At 47.0% G+C, this 25,774-nt stretch carries 20 protein-coding genes and 1 tRNA gene; 5 read left to right on the top strand and 16 right to left on the bottom strand.

Annotated features, from left to right (window positions below):
- Positions 1–176: 176 nt before the first annotated feature.
- Both AC0KH7_RS02830 and AC0KH7_RS02825 read left to right on the top strand, forming a co-directional pair.
- Complete coding sequence (locus AC0KH7_RS02830; RefSeq protein WP_472370510.1) at positions 177–1,463, top strand: HDOD domain-containing protein; 1,287 nt, start codon at positions 177–179, stop codon at positions 1,461–1,463.
- Between the two features lie 222 nt (positions 1,464–1,685).
- Entirely contained in the window at positions 1,686–2,537 is an 852-nt protein-coding gene (locus tag AC0KH7_RS02825) for a sulfurtransferase (protein WP_472370508.1), read from the top strand.
- 103 nt (positions 2,538–2,640) lie between these two features.
- Here AC0KH7_RS02825 and AC0KH7_RS02820 read toward each other — a convergent pair whose 3' ends face one another.
- From AC0KH7_RS02820 to AC0KH7_RS02805, 4 genes are all read right to left on the bottom strand, one after another.
- Positions 2,641–4,380: a methyl-accepting chemotaxis protein gene (locus AC0KH7_RS02820; RefSeq protein WP_472370506.1), complete on the bottom strand. Its 1,740-nt coding sequence runs from the start codon at positions 4,378–4,380 to the stop codon at positions 2,641–2,643.
- A 167-nt stretch (positions 4,381–4,547) separates the two neighbouring features.
- Positions 4,548–5,738 carry an alpha/beta hydrolase gene (locus tag AC0KH7_RS02815; RefSeq protein ID WP_472370504.1) on the bottom strand — a complete coding sequence of 397 codons (1,191 nt, stop codon included), beginning with the start codon at positions 5,736–5,738 and terminating at the stop codon, positions 4,548–4,550.
- 141 nt (positions 5,739–5,879) lie between these two features.
- Entirely contained in the window at positions 5,880–8,474 is a 2,595-nt protein-coding gene (gene hrpB, locus AC0KH7_RS02810; protein WP_472370502.1) for an ATP-dependent helicase HrpB, read from the bottom strand.
- 12 nt (positions 8,475–8,486) lie between these two features.
- Complete coding sequence (locus AC0KH7_RS02805) at positions 8,487–9,104, bottom strand: metallophosphoesterase family protein (RefSeq protein WP_472370500.1); 618 nt, start codon at positions 9,102–9,104, stop codon at positions 8,487–8,489.
- A gap of 118 nt (positions 9,105–9,222) precedes the next feature.
- Between AC0KH7_RS02805 and AC0KH7_RS02800 the strand changes: the two genes are divergently transcribed.
- On the top strand, positions 9,223–9,465 hold the full coding sequence (locus AC0KH7_RS02800) for a (2Fe-2S)-binding protein (RefSeq protein ID WP_472370498.1): 243 nt from the start codon (positions 9,223–9,225) through the stop codon (positions 9,463–9,465).
- A gap of 147 nt (positions 9,466–9,612) precedes the next feature.
- Positions 9,613–11,214: a sensor domain-containing diguanylate cyclase gene (locus AC0KH7_RS02795; RefSeq protein WP_472370496.1), complete on the top strand. Its 1,602-nt coding sequence runs from the start codon at positions 9,613–9,615 to the stop codon at positions 11,212–11,214.
- A 105-nt stretch (positions 11,215–11,319) separates the two neighbouring features.
- Here AC0KH7_RS02795 and AC0KH7_RS02790 read toward each other — a convergent pair whose 3' ends face one another.
- From AC0KH7_RS02790 to AC0KH7_RS02735, 12 genes are all read right to left on the bottom strand, one after another.
- Complete coding sequence (locus AC0KH7_RS02790) at positions 11,320–12,801, bottom strand: type I restriction-modification system subunit M (RefSeq protein WP_472370494.1); 1,482 nt, start codon at positions 12,799–12,801, stop codon at positions 11,320–11,322.
- Positions 12,802–14,139, bottom strand: coding sequence for a type II toxin-antitoxin system HipA family toxin (locus AC0KH7_RS02785; RefSeq protein WP_472370492.1), 1,338 nt, complete (start codon positions 14,137–14,139; stop codon positions 12,802–12,804).
- Between the two features lie 5 nt (positions 14,140–14,144).
- On the bottom strand, positions 14,145–14,396 hold the full coding sequence (locus AC0KH7_RS02780) for a helix-turn-helix domain-containing protein (protein WP_472370490.1): 252 nt from the start codon (positions 14,394–14,396) through the stop codon (positions 14,145–14,147).
- A gap of 105 nt (positions 14,397–14,501) precedes the next feature.
- Entirely contained in the window at positions 14,502–15,212 is a 711-nt protein-coding gene (locus AC0KH7_RS02775) for a hypothetical protein (RefSeq protein ID WP_472370488.1), read from the bottom strand.
- 183 nt (positions 15,213–15,395) lie between these two features.
- Positions 15,396–16,313, bottom strand: coding sequence for a restriction endonuclease (locus tag AC0KH7_RS02770; protein ID WP_472370486.1), 918 nt, complete (start codon positions 16,311–16,313; stop codon positions 15,396–15,398).
- Between the two features lie 4 nt (positions 16,314–16,317).
- Positions 16,318–17,274 (bottom strand): LAPAL motif-containing putative phage structural protein, encoded by a 957-nt coding sequence (locus AC0KH7_RS02765; protein WP_472370484.1) that lies wholly within the window; start codon positions 17,272–17,274, stop codon positions 16,318–16,320.
- Positions 17,271–18,458, bottom strand: coding sequence for a restriction endonuclease subunit S (locus tag AC0KH7_RS02760; RefSeq protein ID WP_472370482.1), 1,188 nt, complete (start codon positions 18,456–18,458; stop codon positions 17,271–17,273). The genes AC0KH7_RS02765 and AC0KH7_RS02760 overlap by 4 nt, the downstream gene beginning before the upstream one ends.
- The gene (locus tag AC0KH7_RS02755) at positions 18,443–18,718 is read right to left on the bottom strand and encodes a hypothetical protein (protein WP_472370480.1); all 276 of its coding nucleotides are present in this window, start codon (positions 18,716–18,718) and stop codon (positions 18,443–18,445) included. The genes AC0KH7_RS02760 and AC0KH7_RS02755 overlap by 16 nt, the downstream gene beginning before the upstream one ends.
- 49 nt (positions 18,719–18,767) lie before the next feature.
- Positions 18,768–21,476 carry a type I restriction endonuclease subunit R gene (locus AC0KH7_RS02750; protein WP_472370478.1) on the bottom strand — a complete coding sequence of 903 codons (2,709 nt, stop codon included), beginning with the start codon at positions 21,474–21,476 and terminating at the stop codon, positions 18,768–18,770.
- Positions 21,477–21,764: 288 nt separating this feature from the next.
- Positions 21,765–21,841 (bottom strand) — tRNA-Pro (locus AC0KH7_RS02745).
- A gap of 95 nt (positions 21,842–21,936) precedes the next feature.
- Positions 21,937–24,408 (bottom strand): ABC transporter permease, encoded by a 2,472-nt coding sequence (locus AC0KH7_RS02740; RefSeq protein ID WP_472370476.1) that lies wholly within the window; start codon positions 24,406–24,408, stop codon positions 21,937–21,939.
- Positions 24,405–25,082, bottom strand: coding sequence for an ABC transporter ATP-binding protein (locus AC0KH7_RS02735; RefSeq protein ID WP_472370474.1), 678 nt, complete (start codon positions 25,080–25,082; stop codon positions 24,405–24,407). Before AC0KH7_RS02735 ends, AC0KH7_RS02740 begins: the two co-directional genes overlap by 4 nt.
- Here AC0KH7_RS02735 and AC0KH7_RS02730 point away from each other — a divergent pair.
- Positions 25,044–25,748 carry an arylesterase gene (locus tag AC0KH7_RS02730; protein WP_472370472.1) on the top strand — a complete coding sequence of 235 codons (705 nt, stop codon included), beginning with the start codon at positions 25,044–25,046 and terminating at the stop codon, positions 25,746–25,748. The genes AC0KH7_RS02735 and AC0KH7_RS02730 overlap by 39 nt on opposite strands.
- The last annotated feature ends 26 nt before the right edge of the window (positions 25,749–25,774 follow it).

Here is a 25,774-nt window from a genome sequence, read left to right as displayed (position 1 = left end):
AGGCCTGGGCGCTTTGACTGAAAACGCCCAGCCAAAATAAAAACTTCCAATTCCCCAATTAAAAATTTCACCCCGAGAAGACAAAGTTTCCCTAACCTAGGGAGTCAGTTTTTTGTTAAAGTATTCAAAACTACCTGAAAATCAACTTGTTAAAACCCAACTTAGGTTCCCCAAATTTGGAAGCTCTCGACTCAGTTCCTGCCACACCGGAAGCGCCTGAAACCCAAGAGGACAGACGCAAACATCCGCGATACGAACGTGATTTCACCGTCACCGTCAACAATCACCAATTGGACGGTTACGATATTTCACAAGGTGGCATATCCTTCGTCAGCCCGGAAAGCATCAAGGAATTTCAGATTGGGCGCATCTTCTCCAATGCTCAGGTCTCCTCGCTGAAAACCGAACCGTATAAAATTGAAGCCATGGTCATCAGCTCTTATCGAACGCATCTGGACCACCATTTTTACGGCGCCCGCCTCGTCAATTTATCCGAACAGGCACAAGCTTTTCATGACACCCTGATTCAAGGTGGGGCCGGCCTCAATGCCTTGCTGGAAGAAGCCTGCGGAGCCGACAAATCGGGCATTTCACCACACTTGGAAAACCGTTTACTGACAGCCTTGGAATTATTAAAACGGGTCTATGTCTATCACTTACCGCCGGAACTCCTAGCTGTCAAAGAAGAACTTTACAAACCCAACCCAAACCTGTCACAAATTGAGTCCCACATCAGAAAAAGCCCGGAAACCTTAGCGGAATTCATTAAGATTGCCAAAGAGGCTTACCCGAAAAAATCCATCGATCAATTGATGAAAGTTCGCACCATTCTCAACCTCATCGGGCTGGACAATGTATTTGAGCTATTTTCGGCCGCCATACTGGTTCGCCAGCACAACAACAGCCGACTGGAAAATGCCATTATGAAACATGGCATGAACGCTGGTTTGGCCGCCGCGGAACTTTCAGACAGTATTAACGGCATCAGCCGTTCCGAAGCTTATCTGGCTGGACTCTTACAAAACATCGGCGCGGTTTTTCTTTCAAAAATCGATCCCATCGCCTATAAACCGATCTTCCTGAAATCACTGTCAAAACCTTATACCGCACGTCAACAAGAACTGGATATGTTCGACACCTCTCACAGCGAAGCCGGCGTCATCATTGCCAAAAATTGGGACATTATCCCTGAAATATACAAAGGCATCTTGCTGCACCATTCACGGCACATTACCCCGCAGATTCGCCAAACGCACAATAAAATCTGCGACATGGCCCTGCTAATGATGCTCAGTGACTTCGTCGCCTGCTCCGCCATGGGGCAAAATTACGTCAGTGACGAACTCAAACAATCGCGGGATTACGCTCTCAAGCACCTGGACATCAGTCAGGAACACGTCCGAGCGGCTTACACCATGGTCATCACCACCGGTTACAAGGTCAACGACATCGCCAATCTCTAAGTGTGTTTGTCTTTGTTGTAAATTCACACTCTTTGTAAACAAATAAAAACAATTAAACTTCCTTTATTTTCATTCATTTTCAATAAGTTATTGAATTTTATTCAGTAAGCATTCCCGGCCTGTTTTATGCATGGTTTTCTCCGATACCATGGTCTATTCCATCCGTCACCGCCCGTCGGATTCAAGCCATGTCACTTACCATCAAAGCGCAAGGAGAATCCTATGTCCCACCCATTATTGATTAACGCCGCCAAACTCAACGACATTCTGGAAAGCGACAGTCCAACGGTTATCATCGACACTCGTTCATCGGAAGCCTATGAACAAGGCCACATTCCCGGTGCCGTCAATATTCACAGCATTTTTACGTTCCTGGCCACCTCCACACCTGAAGGCCTGGAAGAACTCAAAGAAAGCTTCGCGACCGCGTTCGGTGATGCGGGCATTTCCGGTGCCGAAACCGTTGTGTTTTATGAAGACGCCATGGACACCGGTTTTGGCCAGTCTTGCCGTGGTTATTTTTTATTATCCTACCTTGGATACGAGTCGGTGTCGATTCTGCACGGCGGCTATCAAGCCTGGCTGGCGGAAGGATTCCCAACCAGCCTGGAAACCCCGAGCCCAACCCCGAAAACGTTCCCAATCAAAGAAACAGGCAACCGCCTGATGATAAACAAAGAAGACGTTCTCGAAGCGCTTGGCACCGACACCGTCATGCTCGACGTACGCGATGTGGACGAATGGATTGCCGACAGTTCTTCCCCCTATGGCAAAGAATTTTGCCCGCGCAAAGGACGCTTACCGGGCGCGGTTTGGATTGAATGGTACCGCATGATGAAACCGGGCACCGTTCCCTTGTTTAAAACACCGGATGAAATTCTAGCCGAATGTAAAACCGCCGGAATCACCAAGGACTCTACGGTTTACCTTTACTGTTTTAAAGGCGCTCGCGCATCCAACACCCTCGTCGCGCTGAAAGCAGCCGGGGTTGAAAACGTCAAACTGTATTTCGGTTCCTGGAATGAATGGTCCCGGATTCCGGAACTGCCCATCGAAGAAGGCAAACCTTTCTAACCGAATCGAAATCGCTCAAACGGCCAGGCCTGATAGTTTTTGAGGCTTGACCGTTTTGATCATGGACAGCTTAACCGACTTCAGATAGAGACCCACTCTTCCGTTAGTCCTTCTCTAAGTGCTTCTTTGTACCAGTTGTGAAAAACGACATATCTCTCGCCAACACATCCGCCTGATGGCGTAAACTTTCCGCCGCCGAGGTGGTTTCTTCCACTAGTGCCGCATTCTGCTGCGTCACATCATCCAACTGAGTCACCGTCTGATGCACTTGGTCAATGCCGGTCATTTGCTCCGTCGTCGCCGACGCGATCTGATTGACCATCTCCGTCACACTGTCGATGGACTGAGCAATCTGCTCCAACACTTCACCCGACTTGGCGGCCTGCTCGCTGCCCTGCTCCACCCGGTTCACACTTTCCTCAATCAGCTGGCGAATTTCTTTTGCGGCCTCGGCCGATTTTTGCGCCAAGGCGCGAACTTCACCGGCCACCACCGCAAACCCACGGCCATGATCACCCGCTCTGGCCGCTTCCACCGCCGCATTCAAAGCCAACAAATTGGTTTGAAACGCAATGCTGTCAATCAAAGAAACAATATCGGCAATCTTATGACTCGATTCCTGAATCGCTTCCATCGCCTCGATGGTCGCCGCCATCACCTGCATTCCATCCGACGCTTTACGCTGCACTTCGGTGGACACTTGCGAAGCCTTTTGCGAGTGCTGAGCATTGTTTTTTACCACCTGCGTCATGTTTTCCATATTCTGTGCGGTTTCTTCCAACGCCGCCGCCTGTTCCTGCACCCGATCATTCAAATCGTGCGCGCCTTGCGACACTTCGTCAGACGCCGACGCCACCACTCGCGTGGCTTCGGTGGCTTGTGAAATGACTTCCGTCAAACGTTCCGACATCAAATCGATGCCACCATTAATACGTTCGATTTCCGGCGAAAACATAGAACCTCGTCCCGACTGCAAAGCGGGCGACATACGACGGGTTAAATCGCCGGAAGCAAACGCTTCCATCACGTGCGTGGCTTCGTCCACCACACAGCGCAGCAATTTCATATTGTCGTTCTGACCCACATCGGTAGCATATTTAACAACTTTGTATGGCTGGCCTTCGGCATCCAAAATCGGGTTATAGCTGGCTTCCAACCAAACCTCTTCGCCGTTTTTCTTCATCCGTTTAAAGGTACCGGACACGAACTTACCCTGGTTCAATTCCGCCCAAAAAGTTCGATATTCATCCGTTTCCGTAAACCCCGGCTCCGCAAAGATCGCATGTTTCTGACCTTGAATCTCCGATAAGTCATACCCCATGGTCGCGCAAAAATTATCATTTGCGGTGCGAATCGTACCGTCCAGCTCGAATTCAATCACCGCCATGACTCGGTTAATAGCATCCATTTGTGCCTTAAACTCCAATTCGCTTTCAACCTGCCGAGTGATATCGGAAGCAAACTTCACCACTTTATCCACCTGACCCTGCGCATTGAAAACCGGGTTATAGCTAGCCTCCAGCCAAATCGTATCGCCCTGACGATTCACACGTTGAAAACGGCCGGACACAAACTCGCCTTGGGCTAGCTTCGTCCAGAAAAGGCGATAATCGGCACTGTTTGAGATGGCTTCCGGTACAAACATTCGATGATGGTGCCCGACCACCTCATCCAAACTGTAACCGACGGTTTTCAAAAAATTGTCATTGGCGTGGCGAATTTCACCTTTGAGATCAAATTCAATCACCGCCATGGAGCGATTCATTGCATCAACGATACTATTCGCTGAATTGTACTGAGCTTGCAACCGAGCATAATCTTGCTTTAACTGAGAATTAAACATATCCGACCTAATTGTTGTTTTTAAGTGCTTTAAATTCCATACAAGAACGAAATTTGGACTTTCGACACAGTTTCAGTATAACCATTTTTCAAAAACTATACAATATTTATACAAAACTGATACAAAAATAACTAAAACAATACCGAATCGTTAATAAATTCAACGCATTAATTCGTTTGAACCGTATTCAGGACACCCAACATAACATCGTTCTGCCAAGCGAAATATGGATTAAATGTCAAACGCGCATGCGCTTTGTCATCCGTTTCATAGCCCCAGGCGGAATACCACACCTCTTCCCCCTTCTCGCACTGCTGATAATGCGCATCGGATTGACCGTTCCAACACATGCGAAAGTGGCCGCTGATACCGTAAAGCGGGTTATCGGGCGAAAACACCATGCCCATGTGAGAGAAGTTACTGATACGCCACTCCGGTAAATAAGCGGTTCGCACTAAAATGCGAGCATCATCAGTTTCCGGAGGTGCCCCATACCAGATCAACCGGCTGTCCGGGTGAGTAAAGCGAGTCGAAAACAACGCCAGAACTTGCGGCACATCCACCACCGAATCGGCTTCGCTGACCACCATCAACGTCGGCTTATCAAAGGATTTTTCCGACAAGGCTTTGAGCACCGATTCGCTGGAATAATAGTATTGCGAAAACCCGTTGGTGGGCATATTGCCATAACGCACATAAATATCGTGGGTGTATTTCATGTCGGTTCGCAGCCAAGGCACCATGTCTTGAATCCAAGGCGCCAACCAATCAATCGGCGCATTGGATTCAAATGCCGGAGAAAACAAGACCAATCCGGCAATGTGCTCATCCTGCAACGCCAACTCGGTCACCAGGTTCGCCCCCGTGGAAAAACCGCCCAAGTACACCTGATCCACCTCGCCTTCCAAGATGTGGGTTTGCTTTTTCAACAAGGCGCGCCATTGATCAATCTGCACATTCAACATATCGCCCGGCCGTGTACCATGCCCCGGCAATAACAATGTCCGCACTAAAAAACCGTTTTGCGCCAATACCGGGCCGATGTCGGAAAACGAATACGGCGAATCCCCCAAGCCGTGCACCAGCAAAATGCCTTTTTTCGGTTTCGAAGCCGGCCGCCATTCCTGCGGACTGTTGGCGTCCACCTCCACCGCCGGGTCTTCACTCAAAAACAACCGATGCTCCGTCAACCATTGGCGGGTCTGTAAGCGGTAATCATCAAACGTCAGCTGAGAGATGGCGGGAAACGTCTTCGCCGATTGCAACGCCGGCTTATCGACAACCGTTGCACAAGCAGTCATCACCAAAATATAAACCAATGCAAGCGCGATAACCCTGGCCATTCGCAATACTCTCATTCAAGTGTTTTCCTTTAAACAACTTTTCCCAGTCAAGCCAACCGACGATTCTGGCCAGGCCTGGCAAATTTCACACTGAAAAAAATCGGATATTTTTTTTCGTAACAAAATTCAAAAAACCGCCGCCGGTGAGAAAACCGGTCATTTAGCGGGTTTCGATTTCACCGAACGCCCCGGCTTTTCATCCAAGGGCTTGTCTGGCCAACGGTGTTTCGGGTAACGGCCTTTCATGTCTTTCACCACCTCAAAATAGGACGTCCGCCAGAAATTTGCCAAATCACTGGTCACTTGAATTGGCCGTCGCGCCGGCGACAAGAGTTCAAACGTTAGAGGCACCTGCCCCCATGCCAGTCGCGGACTGGTCAATTCACCGAACATTTCCTGCAAAATCACCGACACTTTCGGCGAGGCACCGCCATAATCAATCGCCACCCGATGCCCGGCAGGCGTGGTGTAATGTGTCGGTGCCTGCTGGGCTAACGCCTGCTGTTGGTCATAGGTCAATTGGCTCTGCAGCAGCATCAATAGATCCAACGACTGCAGCCCTTTGATTGTTGTAACACCATTCATATAAGGCGCTAACCAATCGCCAAGATGAGCTTTTAACCAGGCCTGGTCGAAATTGGGAAAAGCCGTTTCGCCGTCCGAATCGAATCCGGCTAGCCAATTCACCCGTTTTAACCAGGCCTGGGTGTTTTCGCGCCACGGCAAATAAGATAAATCCTCCGCCAACAGCGCCAACAACGCTTTCTGCAAGGTATCCGGATCGGGGTTTTTCAATGGTTTTTCAGACAGTAGCAACCTGTGCAACCAGCGTTGTTGCACCGCGCTTAGCTCTCCCTTGGCTTTGTTCAACCCCAAATAAAGCCGGTCTTCAATTTGTTCGGCAAACACATCCTCTATATCGTCCAGGGCCAAAGGCGCGGCCAGATAAATGCGCCCATCCTGGCGTTGACCATCTAACTGCGCCACCGCCAACCAATCGCTAGGCGCCATCGGGTCAAACTCTGGTAACACCGCACCTTTACCATTACTCATCTGAAAACGTGCGCCTTGCGTGCCTCGGCGTTTTGCCACTCGATCCGGATAAGCCAACGCCACCAACTTGCCGCATTCGGCTTGCAATTCTGCCAGCGTCAACGGCTCGCAGGCCGAGGCTTCATCCAGTTTTTTAAGCGCGGAACGCGCGTTTTTCAAGGCTTGTTCCATCGCTGAAACCTGAATCGGATACGCTTTTTTTGCCGCCGCTCGCTCCTGTCGATAGGCTTGCAGAGCCAGAACCCGTTGAATTAAATCGGCGTTATCGCGCGTTTGCAACACATCCCGTTCTGACAAAACCACCGCCAAATCGGTCGCCAAAGTCCTGGCTTGATGTGGTGACAAATCGCAGACTGACTCGGCTCTCAAGCACATCACCGCCAAACGAGGCGACCAGCCAAATTCGGCCGCTTTACGCCCCCAGTCGGTCACCTGCCCGGTGTCGGTCAATAAATTCAGTGCATTCAAAAGCGCCTGCGCCGCATCGAAATGGGGTTTGGGCGGCGGCGTCATCCAGTTTAATTCCGCCGGGGTATGAAGCCCCCAAATGGCCAGCTCCAAACATAAGGCGCTTAAATCCGCCTGTTCAATTTCCGGCGGGTCAAAGTCCGCCAATTGCACTTGTTGGCTTTCGGTCCAGAGTCGGTAAACCCGTCCGGCAGACAATCGCCCGGCACGGCCTTTACGCTGCTCGGCCGAAGCTTTGGAAATGCGTTGCGTCGTTAAGGCCGTCATACCGCTGGACACATCGTACAAAGCTTTTCGGCTCAAACCGCTGTCCACCACCGCGCCGATACCGTCAATCGTCAAACTGGTTTCGGCAATATTCGTAGCCAACACCACTTTGCGCCGGCCTTGCGCGTCCGGCACCAGCGCCTTTTCTTGCTCTTCCGGTTTCAAAGCCCCGTACAACGGGCATACCACAGTATTGGTCAAAGGCGCTTCTTCCAAACGTTCCTGCACACGGCGAATCTCGCCCTGCCCGGCCAAAAACACCAGAATATCCTTTTCGGTTTCCTGCCAGGCCTGGCGAATTTGTTGATTCAGTGCCGGAAGCAGGTCACGCAAGTGCATGGAGGCCAGCGGCTTGGATAAATAATGTTCCGATACCGGATAAGTGCGCCCCGGCGCTTGTGTCTGCGTGACCGACGCGCCATTGGCGGCCAATAGACGTTGCACCGCATCCATGTCGATGGTGGCGGACATCACTAATAGTTTCAAGTCGTCCCGTAACGCGGCCTGCACATCCAAACACAGGCTTAAGGCCAAATCAGCATGTAAGGAACGCTCATGAAATTCATCAAAAATCACCAACGCCACATCCGATAGCTCCGGGTCTTGCTGCAAACGACGCGTCAAGATGCCTTCTGTCACTATCTCCAATTGTGTTTCCCGGCTCACGCGTCGTTCATTACGAATTTGATAACCAATGCGCTGCCCGACCGTTTCACCGAGTTGTTCCGCTAGATAATAGGCAATGGATTTTACCGCCAAACGACGGGGTTCCAACAGAAGCACCTTGCGCCCGGCCAGCCAAGACGCCTTCAGTAATTCCAACGGCACCGCGGTCGATTTACCCGCGCCCGGTTCGGCCTGCAACACCAAATTGTCGTGTGCGGCGAGCCCGGCTTGAATGTCCGGCAAAATGGGCGTAATCGGCAATCGCGATGGCAAAGATGATGGTAACGGTTTAGACAAGGGAAAAACTTCTTAAATTTCAATCACACGCGGTTCAAACGCATTGACGAACTGACAACCATTCTGCTGTTCATAACCGGCCGCTTCATGCACGTGCCCGAACACATGGGCTTTCAGCTGCGGCAACGCATTCAGGCGTTGCGTCAGTAACTCACAGCCAACACCAAACCCGCCGTTGGTTTGATCCAAAATGCCATAAGGCGGCGTGTGGGTGACCAGCACATTCGTCGCTTCCGGAATATTCTGCCAGGCCTGGCGTAATCCTTCCCCTTCGCGCGGCAGATTAAACGCCATCGCCTGAAACTCCGGCTGCCACGGCGAGCCGTAAAAGGTCATCCCTTCAATTTCAACCGCTTCATCCATCAGGTAATGAATGCCGGAAAAGTCGAACGATTGAGACGGTTTTCCGAGTTTCGCCTGGCGTTGCACATCCAGCAAAAAATCATGATTACCGGCAATCAACACCTTGTGCGGCATCGGTAAGGCGCGAAGCCAATCCAAAAAATCTTCGGTTTGCTTGGCGCTGCCCAGATTGCACATATCCCCCGCATGCACCACCACATCCGCCTGCGGAATCTCCCGCATATGTCGGTGGTAACCGTGTGTATCACTGATGCAAAAAATCTTCATGTCGGCTCCTAATTCTCTCCTAATCCTTTTTTACCATAAGGCGAAACGTTTTATTCAGCATAAACCGAAGTCGGCGCAAAATCCACCAGGCCTGGCCGCTTTGCATTAAAATAAAAGAATGAAACAAAGCACAATCGACAAATTGCCAGACATCTTAAAAAAGGACCTGGACGAAAACCTCTGCGTCTGCAATGAAATACTCAAACGGGATATCATCGACGCCATTGAAAACGGTGCCGACACGCTCGAAGCGGTGCGGAATCAAACTTACGCCACCGATGGCAACGGTTGCTGTAAACGTCAAGTACAGCGCTTGCTCGATTGTTTGACAGCGGACAACGCACCCGGCACCGCCTCTTAGCAAACATTTTACTTACTTTTCATCAGGTTAAATTAGGCCAAAACCGCCCTCCATAATAATAAACAAGTATAATTACACCTTATAAAAAAATTTTGCGGCGTAAGCCCGCAACAAAAAACAATAACAACATAATTCTTAAAAACCGTTATGCACCATCTAACCCGAATCGATTTACGACGACTCATACTGTCTCTGGCCACCGTTAGCGTCATTTTGACCTTAGTCAATGCGCTTTACGCCACTTACAAGGTGCAAAAAAAACTTCTCATCGACGGCACCTTACACGCCAATGAAGCCTATGCCACCAAACTGGCGCGCAGCACGGCTATGCACCTCAAACTGGTAATGAGCGAGCTGAAGTGGAGTAGCCGAACCATTGCTCAAGCACCGCATAATCTCGCCCTTTCGCAATTGGAAACCGAACGCCTACTGCATCAATCGGACAGTTTTAGTGCCGTGATGCGCGTCAATACAAAAGGCCAATTGCAAACCTTAGCCGCCCCCGAATCATTCAAGGCGGATGTCATATTGAAAGATGCGCCGATTCCGAAAGCCCTAACCCAACAGCAAATCAGTTCGCCCTTTCGCCTGAACCAAAAAGAATATTTCATCCTGGTTTCACAGCCGATTATCGATAAAACCGGCCAGTATGACGGCTTTATCGCCGGGCTCATCAATTTACACAACCACAGCATTCTACACCGACTGCTGAGCGACCAAAGCTATCAGGATGAAACCTACCTCTACGTCGTCGATTCTAAACACCGCCTCATCATCCACCTAGATGAGGAACGCATCGGCGATCAGGTACTGGGTAATATCGCCATCGAAAACGTACTCAACGGCAAAACAGGCCACCAAAAAATCACCAACAGCCAAGGCATTGATATGCTGGCGGGTTATTCTCCGGTAAGCATATCCGGCTGGGGTGTTATCTCACAACGTCCATTGCAAGCCACGCTCGCCACACTGAACACCCAAATGCTGAGTGTACTTTGGCACTCCCTGCCAATACTGCTCATAACGGGCCTCTTTATTTGGCTGTTTGCCGGTCGCATTTCCAAACCACTCTGGCATCTGGCACGACAAGCCGAACACCCTGAAACACCGGAAACCCAGTCCAAGGTCAATCAAATAAAAACCTGGTATTACGAAGCCGATGAAATTAAAGCCGCCCTGCTCAAAGGCTTCGGCACCATCAACCAGCACATTCATGAATTAAAAACCGAGTCTCTGACCGACCCGCTAACCAAAATCCTGAACCGACGCGGCCTGCACCAACAACTGCAAATGTGGCAACTTAAAAACACGCCTTTCTCGGCCATCTCCCTGGACATCGATCTCTTCAAAACCGTTAACGATACGCACGGACACGACGTCGGAGACCAGGTGATTCAGGCCGTCACCGAAAAAATGCGAGAATGCTCACGCGGCCAGGATGTATTAAGCCGCACCGGCGGCGAAGAATTTTTGATGTTGTTGCCTTACACCCCATTAGAACAAGCCATTAAAGTCGCCGAACGCCTAAGAAAAATCATGTCGGAAGCGCCATTGAAAACCGTAGGCACCGTTACCATTTCTCTGGGCGTCGCCCACTGGCCGGAAACGGCCGATAATATTGAAAAGGTATTAAAACAAGCCGATGTAGCGCTCTACCAAGCCAAACAAACCGGGCGCAATAAAGTCTGCGTCGCCACCGACCCGGCCTGCCAGGAAGCCATGCATAAATGGGAAGACATTCTGAATTGAATTAATTGTAAAGCAGGCTAAGCCCGCCGCTTTATCTAAATAAAATGTGACAACAACGCAGAAGAACAGGCAATCGCAGCGTCATTTACATATTCTTCTAAGGTATTATTCTGTGTCTAAAATGATTTCCACTTCTCTAAACTCACCTAAAGCCGCTTCTAACTGCTCAACAATTTCCGCCGCAAGCACCTCAGGAGCTGGTAGGTTTTCAGAATCTTCCAACGTTTTATCTTTTAGCCAGAAAATATCCAAATTGGTTTTATCCCTTGCGATAAGCGCTTCATAGTCGTAACTGCGCCATCTCCCATCTGGGTTCTCATCACTCCAAGTGGCTTGGCGGTTATCAATATCTCCGGCCTTATACAATTCAATAAACTCATCAAAATCAGATTTCTTGAGCGGGTTTTGTTTTAAGGTTTTATGGACATTGGTTCGAAAATCGTACACCCAAAGTTTTTTAGTCCAAGCGGTTTTACTCGCCGGTTTCGCATCAAAAAAGAGTACATTCGCCTTAACACCGTTTGCATAAAAAATCCCAGTGGGTAAACGCAATAAGGTATGAACATTGGTGCGCTCCAACAAAGTTTTACGTATGGTTTCGCCTGCACCACCTTCAAACAACACATTATCCGGCAAAACGACGGCCGCCTTCCCCGTCACTTTCAACATATTAGCAATGTGTTGAACAAAATTCAGCTGTTTATTCGAGGTCGTTGCCCAAAAATCTTCTCGCTCATACGTCAGCTTTTCGGCTTCTGCCTTACCGGTTTTTTCACTGATAACGGTAATCGAACTTTTTTTACCAAATGGCGGATTCGCCAAAACAATATCCACCTTATCTTCGCCCACCGACTTCGCTAAAGCATCCTGGTTCACAATTGGACAATCCACCCCGCCAATGCCATGCAAATATAAATTCATGGCACATAAACGCACCACCGAATCCACAATGTCATTCCCTCTAAAAGCTTTATTTCTTAAGAACTTTGCATCGGCTTTCGATGAAACCAGAGGCGCCATATAATCATGTGCCGCCAATAAAAACCCGCCCGTTCCACAAGCCGGATCAGCCACCACATTTGTTGGTTTCGGTTGCATCACTTCCACCATGGCCTGAATCAATGCACGAGGCGTAAAGTATTGCCCCGCGCCACCTTTCACATCCTGCGCATTACGCTCTAACAGCCCCTCATAAATTTCACCTTTCACATCGGCAGGTAAGGTTGACCAAGATTCTTTGTCAATCATCTTTATCAAACGTTCTAATTTCGCGGGGTCTTGAATTTTATTCTGCGCCTTACGGAAAATGGTTCCCAACATGCCTCCCTTCTTACCAAGGGCTTCCAAGGTGTGACGATATTGATTTTCTAAATCATCCCCATCCAACTTAACCAAATGCGCCCAGTCATATTCGGCAGGCACGCCCGTATCATCCAAATTCGCCTGCGCGCGCTCAGCGGCCATCTTCAAAAAGATTAAATAGGTAATCTGCTCAACATAATCGCCATAACCCACACCGTCATCCCGTAAAACATGAGCATAGTTCCAGACCTTGTTTACAATCGCAGAAGCCGTTTGATCCGACATTTAGTTTCCTTTTTCTTCTTTTAATGATGCTAAATATCGCATCCCTGTTTCGGCCTTTTTCGCAAGACCTTCTAAAATTGGTTCCGCTATTTCTGAAGGAAAATCTTTAGGCAACTTTTCGACAATAACTTTAATGACCTGTTCTGTTTTACTAAACATTTCATACAAATGATCTAATGCCAGTTTTTCAGAGTAGCCAACCGCTTTTGCGGTGGTTAAAAAATGCCTTGGCAAAATGGAATGCCATTTGTAATGCCGCGTTTTGCCTTGCACTGCCATAGCCATTTTAATCTTCTGCTTTTGCAACCCCGTTCCACCTATTAATGGATAAGCGGACAAAATGTCATACAAAGGCGTTAAACGAAAACCGTTATTCTGCTCTATAAACAAGCTAAAATTCTTACCATGTCCATCAGGCGCCGCCAGCATCCAAAACAAAACCTGAGACTTAAACACAACTTCTCTATCAGCCTGAGCATTTTGTGAACCTCTCAGCATATCCATCATGTCTTTAATGCCCAGGCCACCTTCAGCTTCGTATTTAATCGCAGGTGCAACGCCCATGGCCTGACACATATCTTCCTGGGGTAATCTCACCAGTTTAGAAGCATTTACCCACTTACGATCAAAACGCTCAACCGCCAGCACCTTTTGGTCATCAAACATCACCACTTCAACCTCAGCGACGGGTAAACCATATGCTTTGGCAATTTGCATACATAACCACTCGTTTTCACAGCTTTGAGACAAATCAAGGTTGTTATAAGCCAGCTTCCCTATCGGGAGCTTCAAAATATGCGTTGTGGGTGTGGTGCCTTTAGGTAAAAACCACTCGCCTTCCATTTTTAATAGTGCCGTTTTTTCCTGAGCACCAGCAATGGAAATACGAAAGTCTTCATCCTCATCTTGCATACCCAGTGGATTAGAAGCATACCCCTTAAGGATTTCCGCTATTTCAGCATCACTAAGCGGCTTCGCATCAAGGTTTTCATCATTTGTCAAACGTTCGCTTGAAAGTTGTATCGCCCCCACACAGTCACTTCCCACCGCGGCTAACAAATCAAATGGCTGAGTCGTCGTTGTATGAAAGCGCGCTTGCATCTTTGTACGAATGGCATCATTATCCGGCAACAAGTTGTCCAGAAAGTTATAAATCACATCACCTTCATAGACCTTTTTAGACAAGGGCAAAGAAAAAGACAAAAAACGCGCATAGGGTGAGTCCAACCACTCATCCGCATAACGAAACTGCAAAGCTCCATTTTTCAACTTCCACAACTCGCCCACCAACAAGCCATTCATGGAAATAAATAGGTGATTAGAAGCCTGCTTTGCCATTTGCATTACCACTCAAGTTTTGATGGCGTATTTTGATCAGAAGTACTGCCTTTTGGTCGAACCTCCAACTCTAAATCCAAGGCGGATAACAACTTAAAAAGCGTTTCTAATTTTGCAGAGTCTGGCTTAGACTCAAATGCAGACACTGTTGCTTGACGCATACTCGCCAAATCTGCAACTGTGGTTTGTGATAAGTTATTCGACAAGCGTTTATCTTGAAGATAAACCGATAACTCTTTTGCTGAATTTACTCTCATAGCCAAAACCTTTATACGCTAGCCCGTATTGAAACTATATTATACGCTAAAAAGTATAAACGTCAATTTATACGCTACAAGGTATGAATAGAGTGTCGTAGGATTTTATGTTTGAACACTCTGAATTTCTTCAAGCTTCTTCTCAAAAGATTCACGCACATTGATATACCCCAAACCGGTTTCCATGAGGCCTTTATCATACTCAACAAGCCACAAACTTAGTCCTTGGATCTTTCCAAAATCACCTTCATCAATACCGTCAAGGAATGCTTCTGGTTTAACTGCCATATCTTCAGGATGCCAAGGTATTCCCTTTAAAGGCAATGCGCTATCGATTCCATATTCCAAGAAATTTAAACCTTGCTGATACTTTTCAACCTCAGCTTGCTCAACATAACGCCCCATTAAACAAACATTCTTTTTCCAAGCTAATGCAACACAACCAGTTAGATAAGCTCTAGCTTTCCAATAACCAAACATCCAGTTATTACATAGGTGATAACGATAAACAAGTCTATTCCCTATCTGACCAATAGGCTCTTCAATAATTATTAAGGCACCATCTGGCCGCTTAGGCTCTTTGACAGCCAAAACCACGCCAGTCACTTCATAACCAGACTTATTAACCAATAACTTATCTAAAAACTCTCCAAATAACTCCGGCCATTTATAAAAATCATACAAAGGATATATTTGCTCATCAGTGCCATCCAACCATTCACGTCGAACAGCAAATAACTCACAAACATCATTTAAGAGATCTTCATCTAATTTAGACAATAATGCCTCTTCAGACTGAACATCGGCAATTTTCAAACCATGGCCTATTAAGGTAGGAATTTGGTTGGGATGCACTCCATGTGCTTCAAAAAGCTGAAAGAATCTTGTTGCAATAGTTTATTTCGGCTCATGTTTTCGAAATGGTAACTTATTAAGCTACTTGGCAAAAAAATCAATAACACTCAAGCCAGAGGCTAATTCACCTATCATCTAAAACCTTTAACTCATAAATCCATCAAAATAATCAGTATCAAGTGTTTTGACCTGATAGGTTTCTTTGATACTGACACCGAGATTATGTTCGACCATTAGTTCAGCGAGCTTTTTGCCATCTACTAAAACCACAGAGATATTAAGTCCATTAACCGCTTCTATTGCGCCTTTAGAAAAACAAGAAGTGGTAATAAATACGCCTTTACTTGCCCCCTTAATGGTTAAGGCCCCAATAAACTTGTCTATTTCAGGTTTGTGCACTGTGTTTTCCCAACGCTTGGCTTGCAGGTAAATAGAATCTAAACCGAGTTTATCTTCATTAATAATGCCATCTATCCCGCCATCACCAGTCAGCTTGGTAGCCTGCCCGGCCTCTTTACGCGCACCGCCGTAACCCATCGCAATCATTAAATCGACCACCAACTGCTCAAATGCTTGAGGGGAAACCTGTTTAACACTTTCCAATACTTCTTCTGCGAGACTTTGATTTAAAGATTGATAAGCCTGCTGTAATTGTTCATCGGGCGTATCTGGTAATTCCTGATTACTTTCTTCAACAGAATTATTCGCTTTCGGTTTTACAGAATGAAATTCGCGGAAACTCTCAAACTGCTTTAAAAAACGAACATTAATTTTTTCAGGGTTTTCAGCCAAAACAGACTGGCCTAATTCTGTGATTTGAATGTGTGCACGTTTAGGCGATTTAACCAGGCCTGCCTTTTTAAGATAGGTTATTGCCCAACCAATTCGGTTTTTAATAAAGGTTTGCTTACCAGATGGCAATAGTTCTGCGCGTTGCTCAGCGGTAAGTTCAAATTCATCGCTAATTTGATTAATCACCTCCGCCTTGCTCACCACCTTACCCGAGGTTAAGCAGTTCATTACTGGAAGCATGACACTTTGAAAATCGGGAATTTCAGACATATATTTACTCATCATTAAAAACTAGTGCTTGCTGTGACGACTTAATCTTTCTATTGTGTTTGTAAGCTTTTCCTTGTGATGTTTCAAAACTCTTATTGCCATCAATTTTCTTAAGTACAGTTATAACAGAGCGATTAGTTATCTTTTCTTCACCAACCTGGTCTAACTCTTTTTCAATCACTAAAACAGCCTCAATAAGCGTTCCATGCTGGAAAGTTTCTTTACCCATCATCACATCTTTCTTAAAATCAGAATCTTTCATATTGAAAGAGATTGACTCATCATTATAAATTCCGCGCCATTTAGCTTTTCCCTCTTTCAAAACAGGAGAAACAATTTCAATCACAGCTGATTCATCAGTTTCATCTGGAAGTAAGTTAGACTGAAGGATAAATCTCTTAAAGAAACTTTTAGGAATGACTATTTCACTAAATATTTGTTCATTATCTTGATCAAGAATTGAGAAACCAAGATCTGTTACTTTCTCAACAGAATTAACAGTCGAATATAAATTCGACTTCCTTTTTCTAACTTTAGGAGTTTGCTCTAAATCTGTAACCTTTTGAACAACCTCTTCAACTCTATCTTCATCAACTCCCATTTGAGCTAACTCAGCTTCTAATTTTTTATTTTGCAATTCCAAATTTTCTATTTGGAGATCCTTTAATCGTTCTTCTTTTTCTGAGGGAATAATTGCATATATCTGTAAAATCAAAGACAGAGCTGCTAAAACAATCGTAATATCTTCTTTACTAACAAACGTCCAACGATTTCTAACTCCACCTTCTGAAAGTGCTTCAGATTCTACAATTACATCAATATTAAAATGCCTTGAAATTTCACTAATTATTGATAATAGCTCTGTTTCAGCATCTAATCTTGCAATGGCATCAATAGAATGAGAACCTTTGTCTAAAAAATAGTGAAGCTCAAATTTTTGAATAATGTCATTTGAGATCATAAAACTAAAACTCCTTTAAACGCAGAAGCGAGGATGGTTTGTTTTTGTTGTTGGGCTTGGGTGAGTTTGGTGTCGAGTTCGGCCATTAGGCGGTCAGCGGCGGTGAGTTTTTCTTCGACTATTCGGACGATTTCTTTTTGTTCCCCTAATGCAGGAATCAAAACAAACATTTTTCTGATATCTGAAATATTTACATGGGGTGAGGTCGTTCCAGAAACCTTCACTTTCCATTGTTTTTTAAAAACTGGAGACAATAAAAACAACTTAATAAATTCAGGGCTAACCTCCTTAATAAACCTGAACATCATCATTCTTTGACCTAAACATAGTTCCACATTTTTAGGAACAACAGCAACCTTTCCGACAGTTCCTTCACGAGAAAATAAAATATCGCCTTGCTTAGGTCTTAACCTTCTAATTCTGTCATTAAATGTTTCCTCTGATACAAAACGCGCTTTATCAAATAGTATTTCACTGTCACTCATTGAATTCGTATCAATACAATAGAACCCATCATCTATAAACTTAGCAGTACTATGCAAGCAGTCAACAATTTCTATGGCAATGCTTTCAATACCTGTTTGCAACCATGAATTAGGGAAAAAAAATTCTTCACCAATAAATTCAGGCACTTGGGGCTCTTTATATTTCTCTTTCCATTTGTCGTTTTTGGGTGGTTTGCCTTTGGCTTGGAACTCGGCTAGTTTTTGTTGTTCCCAGCGTTGGCGGCGTTCTTTTAGGATGCGTTGTAGGAGTTGGTTGGCGGGTTCGATGTTGTCTTTGTTGGCTTCACGCCAGTCTTTAGTGAGTTCGCCGGTGACGGCGGCTTTAAGAACGGATTGGCGGTATTGTTTAAGTTTTTCTTTGGCGATTTTTAAGCTTTCTATCCCCGCATCAATATGCGAAAACAGTTCTTCAATTTTTTCTACGATTTGTTTTTGCTGATTTAATTGAGGAAAAGGAAACTGAATTTTTGATAAATTCTTTCTAGAAATTCTTTTTCTGGTCGTGCCACTCTGTAACTTAAAGATTTCCAATCTAAGCTGGGGAGTATTCACCCAATACATCAACCACTTTTCATCTACGTCCTCGTTTTTTGGTCTTATTACACATACATCAACCACCGTAACAGAATCTTTTTTGTCACCAGGAAAAAGAGTGGCCCGCCCTAAAGGCTCAGGCATCCGAGCAACCAAAACATCATTTTTTCTAGGAAAGTACACTTAAGCTCATTAGCTTTACTTTTAGTTAAAAAACGAGCCGATTTATTCTTAAAAACACCATCACCTATATCTGCCAACTGAATCAATCGAACATTACCATTAGGATCTTGGTCTTTAGATTCTACCCAATCGCCATCTTTAAAAAGCCCATCCTTTGAAATTAATTCAGGCAGTGTTTGGATGCACCACCCTTCTGGCAATTGCATTTTTTGTTCAGTCATTTATATCTTTCTTATCTATATTTGGTAATTTCAAGGGACTTAAAAACCTCTAGGCAATTAAATAACCATTGAGTTCTTGAATAATTTTATTTAAATCTTGCCCAAAGAGTTGTCTGGCTTTGATTAAACCACCGTCTTGATTAAAGGGCGTGTATTCAAAGTCTTCTAGCGTCATTTCGGCATTATTGGCTATTTGCTCTTTGATTTTATTGAGCCAGTCGAGTTGCTCGTCATTAAATTCCGTTCCGGTTTGTTCTATTTGTTTTAACCAGGCCTGGTAGTTTTTGTTGACGGTGTTTTCAAAGGGTTCTAACTCGTTAACGGTTTGCGTGGCAAAGCGAATAAGACTAACGAGATTGGTAAGCAGTTCTTTGCCAGGCACGCCTTTGACCTTGGCTTTTTCCAGTTGTTCGTAAGCCTTCCATACTTCCAGCGGTGCGATATGATACGGTGGTTGTTTGATTTCGTCAGCTAATTGTTCAATAAGCTCATAACTTAAATGACGTTGTTGATAGGGCTTTTGGTAAATAAGGGTAATGGCATCGAGTTCGTTTTGATGGTCTTTTATAAACTGTTGCCAGTTTTGAATGAGTTGTTCGGCCTTTTCAGCATCGTAGCCAGTGCCTTCAATTACAACATCCGGGCTGTCATCAATAATCTGCTCGGTGTCTTTTCTAAGCTCTTCCAACAACTCTCGTAAATCGGGATTATGAAAGGGTTTCACCAGATCATTCGCTTTCGGTTCAAAGGTTTGTTGAATGTCTTGCTCGGTGAGATCGTCTTCAATTTTACCTGTTGCAATAATGGCGTTTTGTACCAAGGCATCTTCATTGGTGGCGTGAATCAGTTCACCGGCGATGAGTGCCAGCGGTTTGTCGGCCATTTGGCTGACTCTTTGGCGTTGTTTATCGGAAAGTTTAATATCTAAGCGCATTAGGCGATTCCCTAAACTGCGCAAGGTGTCGGAATGACGATCACCACGGGCGACTTGTTCCATCAGTTTAAAGGTGGAAACAGAAGGTTTGCTTTCTAACGATTTGGATTCGGTTTTATCAGTTTCGGTCACGCCAACGGCATCCACCAACACAAAGCGGGTTTTGGCCACAGCATCCGGCGTGACTTTTTGCAAAGCATCAGCATCAATGACTCGTGTGCCTCGGCCTTTCATTTGTTCATAATAGGCTTGGCTTTTGACATCGCGCATAAAGATGACGCATTCCAGCGGTTTGATGTCGGTGCCGGTGGCAATCATATCGACGGTAATGGCGATACGGAATATTGGGCTGGTGCGAAATTCACCAATGGTTTCATCGGCGGTTTTTTTGCCAACCTTGTAGGTGACCTTTTTACAGAAATCGTTACCTTGGTTAAAGACTTCTCGCACCGCATCCATAATGCGGTCGGCATGGTCATCGTCTTTAGCAAAGATCAGGGTTTTGGGCACCCATTCCATTTCTTTGGCTAAATCGTCACCCTGCCAATGTCTCTCCGGAAAACATTCCGGTAAACAGCGCTCTTTAAAGCCTTGAATAATGGTTCTGATTTGGTTAGGAGCGATCACACTTCTATCAATTTGAACTGGATGGTAAATTTCATCTTCATCTAGCTTTTCTAGGCGTTTGGCTTTGGTGAGTTTGTCACGCACTTGAACCGTTGTACCCGCTTCAATTGTGTTACCTTTTTCGGAAAGCTCGGTTTTGATACGGTAGATGTCATAACCGACATTGACCTTGTCCACAATCGCGTCTTCATGGGTGTATTCGGACACCAGGTTTTGTCCAAAGAAACCTATAGTTTTTTTGGTGGGCGTTGCAGTCAGACCAATGAGAAAGGCATCAAAATAATCGAGCACTTGACGCCAGAGGTTGTAAATGGAGCGATGACATTCATCAATAATGATTAAATCAAACTGTTCAATGGGAATCGCCGGATTGTATTGAACCTCTTTAGCTTTTTGATTCGATACGGCATCAATTTCATAACCAGAGTGTTCTTCGGTTTCATCATCCAATTCATTGCCGGAAAGCTGGGAGTATAAACGCTGGATGGTGGAAATGGTGACCTTAATATCATCACTAACACCGGCCACGCCCAGTTGTTTAACATTGTAAAGACTGGTGAATTTTCGACCGTCATTCGGTACGGTATAATTTTCAAATTCGGCTTTGGCTTGGCGACCCAGGTTTCCTCTATCCACTAAAAATAAAATGCTTTTAGCTTTAGCAAACTTAGCCAAACGATAAACTTCTGTGACCGCCGTAAAGGTTTTACCGGCACCGGTAGCCATTTGTAGCAAGGCGCGGGGTTTGGCTTGTTTTAAGCTGCTTTCAATACCTGTAATTGCATCTATCTGACAGTCTCGCAAGCCGGTTGGATCAAGGCTTGGTAACTCTTGTAATCTAGCACGAAAAGTCTTTTCTTCTTGCAACCATTCGTGCAATGTTTCCGGACGGTGAAAATGAAAGACTTCCCGTGAACGAGGATGAGGGTCACGCTCATCACGGAAACGAATCTCAATATTGGTGGCTTCGTATAAAAAGGGGAGCGGCTTACCCTCTTCTTCCCAACGTTGAATATATTGAGTATCAGATGTGGCATAACGCCCAGATTGCTCTGATACACCACCGAGAGAAGTGCCCTCTCGTTTGGCTTCGATAATGCCGCAGGCTTTGCCATCTATGAAAAGCATGTAATCCGCAGGGCCGGTTGAGGTGTCCATTTCTCTGACAGCCACGCCTAACCCTGCATAAAGATTCATTCGATTCTTATCTTGAACCTGCCAGCCCGCCTGGGAAAGTTTTTCATCAATTTGCTCACGTGATTGAGCTTCATTTATAGAGTAACTTTGCATAACGTTCTGTATCGGTTTAAAACTGGAATCATAATGAATAATACTAAAGACTACCGCATGAAGCGCTAAAAATCATTATTCTTTTATATGTTTTAGCGTTTTTGAAACCGAAAAGTTAGTCAATCTGAGGAAAGAGACAATTAGTTCGTCTAAAAAAGAAGAGGAAAACGAGAGGGATAAGCTGCATAATTAAATTGGTCGGGACAGCAGGATTTGAACCTGCGACCCCCGCCACCCCATGACGGTGCTCTACCAGACTGAGCCATGCCCCGAGACCATTGAATCGCACATTATAAAGTGATTCGGATTTTAATCAAGCACCTTATGCTCGCTTTCTGTCGACATTCGACGAGGGCTTACGCCGAAATCAATCCGACCACTTTTGCGCCATTCGACGCGGCGATAAACGCAAATAACGTTTTTGCGTCAACCAGCCAATTAACCACAAAACCATCGCCCCGCTCAGCACGCTGATCACCCACAATTCCGGATTCCATTCCGGTGAGACTTTAAGCACAAATTGATTGACTGCCAAACCGGCGAGTTGAGCAAAGGTGGCCGCCAGAAATCCGGCTAACGCGCCGAGCAGAATGAACTCCATCAAACCGATTTTGGTGATGTCGCGTTGCGTCGCACCCAGGGTGCGCAACAGCAACCAGCTTTGCACACGGGTTTGTTGACTGGCCATGGTGGCGGTAAACAAGACAATCAAACTCGCCAGCAAGGTAAAGCCATACAGGCCGGACACCGCCCAACTGGCTTGCGACATAATGGTTTGCACCTGAGTCAGAATACGCCGTGCATCAATCAGCAACACGCCCGGTGCTTGTTGTGCCAATTGCTGGGTCAGCGCATTGACGTCCACCGAACGATCCGCCAGCGCAAAGTTGCCGATATAGGAAATCGGCAGAAGTCGGTCGGCGGCCGGCTGCACAATGAAAAAGAAATTCAAACGGAAACTCTGCCACTGCACCTTGCGAATCGAGGTCACTTCATAACGCCAATCCTGCCCGCTGAAACTGAAGGTCAGCACATCGTTCAACTGCACCCCGAACAATTCGGCCATGCCTTCTTCCAGCGACACCTGCGGCAAACCGTGCTTGGGTTGGCTTTCCGCCAGCATTTCATTGTAAGCCGGTGGGGTTTCCAACACGGCGATATTCGATTCCCGTTCCAATAGGCGTCTCGCCCGATTGGATTCCTGTTCCTGCGCACGAATCGGTTCGTCGTTCACCGCCACCAAACGCCCGCGGGCCATCGGCACCAAGTTGGTTTCAATGCCATCCCCTTTCAACACGGTTTGCACGGTGTCTTTTTGATCCGGTTGCACGTTGACGATAAAGGTATCCGGCGTGTTGACCGGCAAAGACGCTTGCCAATTGGCCATCAAATCATGGCGCACAAACGTCATCAACATCAATACGAACAAAACCAGCCCCATTGAGATTAACTGAATTTTCACCAGGCCTGGCTCGCGCAACAAAGCCGCCAGCGACAACTTAAGCCAGCCGCGGCTGCGATGCTGCAACCAACCGACAAAGCGCAACAACCCCAAGGCGGCCAGATACAATACGACACCGGCCGCCACCAGCCCGACCAGCACCCACCAGACATAGCCGGTCATCAACATCACCACCAGCAGAACCAACCCCAAGCTGACCAGCCATTGGCGCATTTGCGGCTGACGCGATAAATTCTTCAACAACTGCATCGGCGAGGTGCTGACCGCATGGCGATAGGCCTGCCAGGCAAAACTCCACAACACCAAAAAGCCCATCAAAAAGCCATGCAGATAAATAGACGATTGATAAGCTGGCACCAGCGGATCGAAGTAATCCCGTAGCAACGGTAAACTGGCTTGAAACAATCCGGCCCCCAGCGCCACGCCGACACCACTGGCGATGATCGCCAACCAGCTCAGCTGAAACGCAAACAAACGGGTCATCTGAGCGCGTTGCGCGCCGAAGGCTCGCATCAGGGCGATGGAATTCTGCCAACGCTGCAAATAAAAACGGCTGGCAATCAGAATCGACAAGCCCGCCACCAACACCGCGGATAAGGCCGACAATTCCAAAAACAACCACGCGGTGTCCAGTGATTGCGCCAAATCCTGCGATGGCGCTTGCGCGGATAAACTTTGAAGGTGCGGATTCTGTTCCGCTTCCACGGCCTCGGCAAAACGCTCAATGGCGTTCGGTGTTCCGATCAAGGCCAACTCGTATTCCACACGACTGCCCGGCCCTTTCAGTTCCGTAGCGGCCATGTCGGCCAACGGAATCACCATTTGATGCGAAAAGGCGCCCATACCGCCGGCCGCGCCCAACGGTTGGAAGGTGCCGCCCAGGGAAAATTCGGTTTTCCCCAGCGTAATGACGCTGTCGTCCTGTAATTGCATTAACGGAATCAACGCCGATTCCACCCAGACACTTCGCTGTTCAGAGGTTTTATCGGATGGCATTACGGCCGGAAAACGGTTTTGATAATTGCGTAACGGATAATTTGACGATACCCCTTTGAGGCGCACCAACTGGAAACGTCCTCCACTCAAGGCCATGGTCACCAGCGTTTCGGTTTGCGCGGTTTGCAAACCCAATTCATCGGCCAATGTTGTCCACTTGTCGTCAATCGGCCGGGAACTGCGCAACACATAATCCGCACCCAAGTCATTGGCGGCTTGGCGCAACATGGAATCCTTCACGGTTTTACCAAGCTGCTCCACAAACGTCACCGAGGCGCTGGCAATCACCACCGCCAACAACAACCATACCCAATCGCCGCGTTTCAATCCACGCCAGAACCACAGCGAAGCGGTCCAAGCATCTTGCCAGTAACCTTTCATACCGCTTGTAACCGCCCATTATGCAAGGTCAGCGCCCGGTCACACTGGCGGGCAAAATCGGAGTCGTGCGTTACCAGCACGAGGGTGGTGTGCAGTTCGTCATTCAGTTGAAACAGCAAGTGCTGAACCTGTTCTGCGGTGGTTTCGTCAAGGTTACCGGTGGGTTCGTCGGCAAACAGAATTTTCGGTTCGGTGACAAAGGCTCTTGCCAGCGCCACTCGCTGCTGCTCGCCGCCTGAGAGTTCCGACGGACGATGCGACAAACGATGCCCCAGCCCGACCTTATCCAAGGCTTGTAAGGCTTTGTCATCGGCATCACTGACTTGAAACAACTCCAGCGGCATCAGCACATTTTCCAGCGCCGTCATGCTCGGCATCAACTGGAAATTCTGAAAAACAAATCCTACCTGCAAGGCCCGTAACTGCGCGCGACGGTCTTCGTCGAGGTGATTCAGGGCCTGACCGAACAAGCGTACTTCACCATCGGTCGGCAATTCCAGCCCGGCCATCAACGACAACAAGGTGGATTTTCCCGAACCGGAGCGGCCGACAATCGACAGCTTTTCGCCCGGCTGGACAGACAAATCGCAGCCCTTTATGATAGATAACTCTTCATCATCAGACGAGACATGGTAATGCACGTCCTTCAAGCACAAAACGGCTTCTTCTTTCATCTTCGCTCTCTTTTGTTTCTGACGGTGACGCTGACCGTTCTGTTTGGTTACTCAAGTGTAACGCAAGCTAAGGAAAAACCCAAAGCAAAACCCGCCCCCACCGAACCGACGCTTCTGGTCTTGGGCGACAGTTTGAGTGCCGCCTACGGCATGCCGGTGGAAAAAGGTTGGGTGGCGCTGCTGACACAGGATTTAAAAAACCGGAATATTCAAGTGGTGAACGCCAGCATCAGCGGCGAAACCACCTCCGGCGGCAAAAGCCGCTTACCGGCCTTACTGAAACGACATCAACCGGATTGGGTCATTCTGGAACTGGGGGCCAACGATGCCTTGCGCGGCCAGGTGCTGCAAACCACCGAACGCAACCTGCAACAGATGGTGGACATGAGCCGCCAAGCCGGTGCCGAGGTGTTGCTGCTTGGCATTCGTCTGCCCACCAATTACGGCCCGGCCTACGATGCGTTACTGCAAAAGACTTTTCAGCAAGTCGCCGAACGCAACCAACTGCTCTTTGACCCGTTTTTTCTGGAAACGGTGGTGATGGACCCGGATATGGCGCAAGATGACGGTTTACACCCCAACGCTCAAGCCCAGCCGACCATACTCAAACGCGTGCAACCGCTGATTGAACAGCTCATTACCCAAAAACCGGCCAAGGCCGCGTAACCCTGAAAACGGCCAGGCCTGCGATT

Source organism: Hydrogenovibrio sp., from assembly GCF_965140365.1.
Taxonomy (GTDB): domain Bacteria; phylum Pseudomonadota; class Gammaproteobacteria; order Thiomicrospirales; family Thiomicrospiraceae; genus Hydrogenovibrio.
Note: the sequence above shows the minus strand (reverse complement) of the source record. Positions and strands in the feature narration are given on the sequence as shown.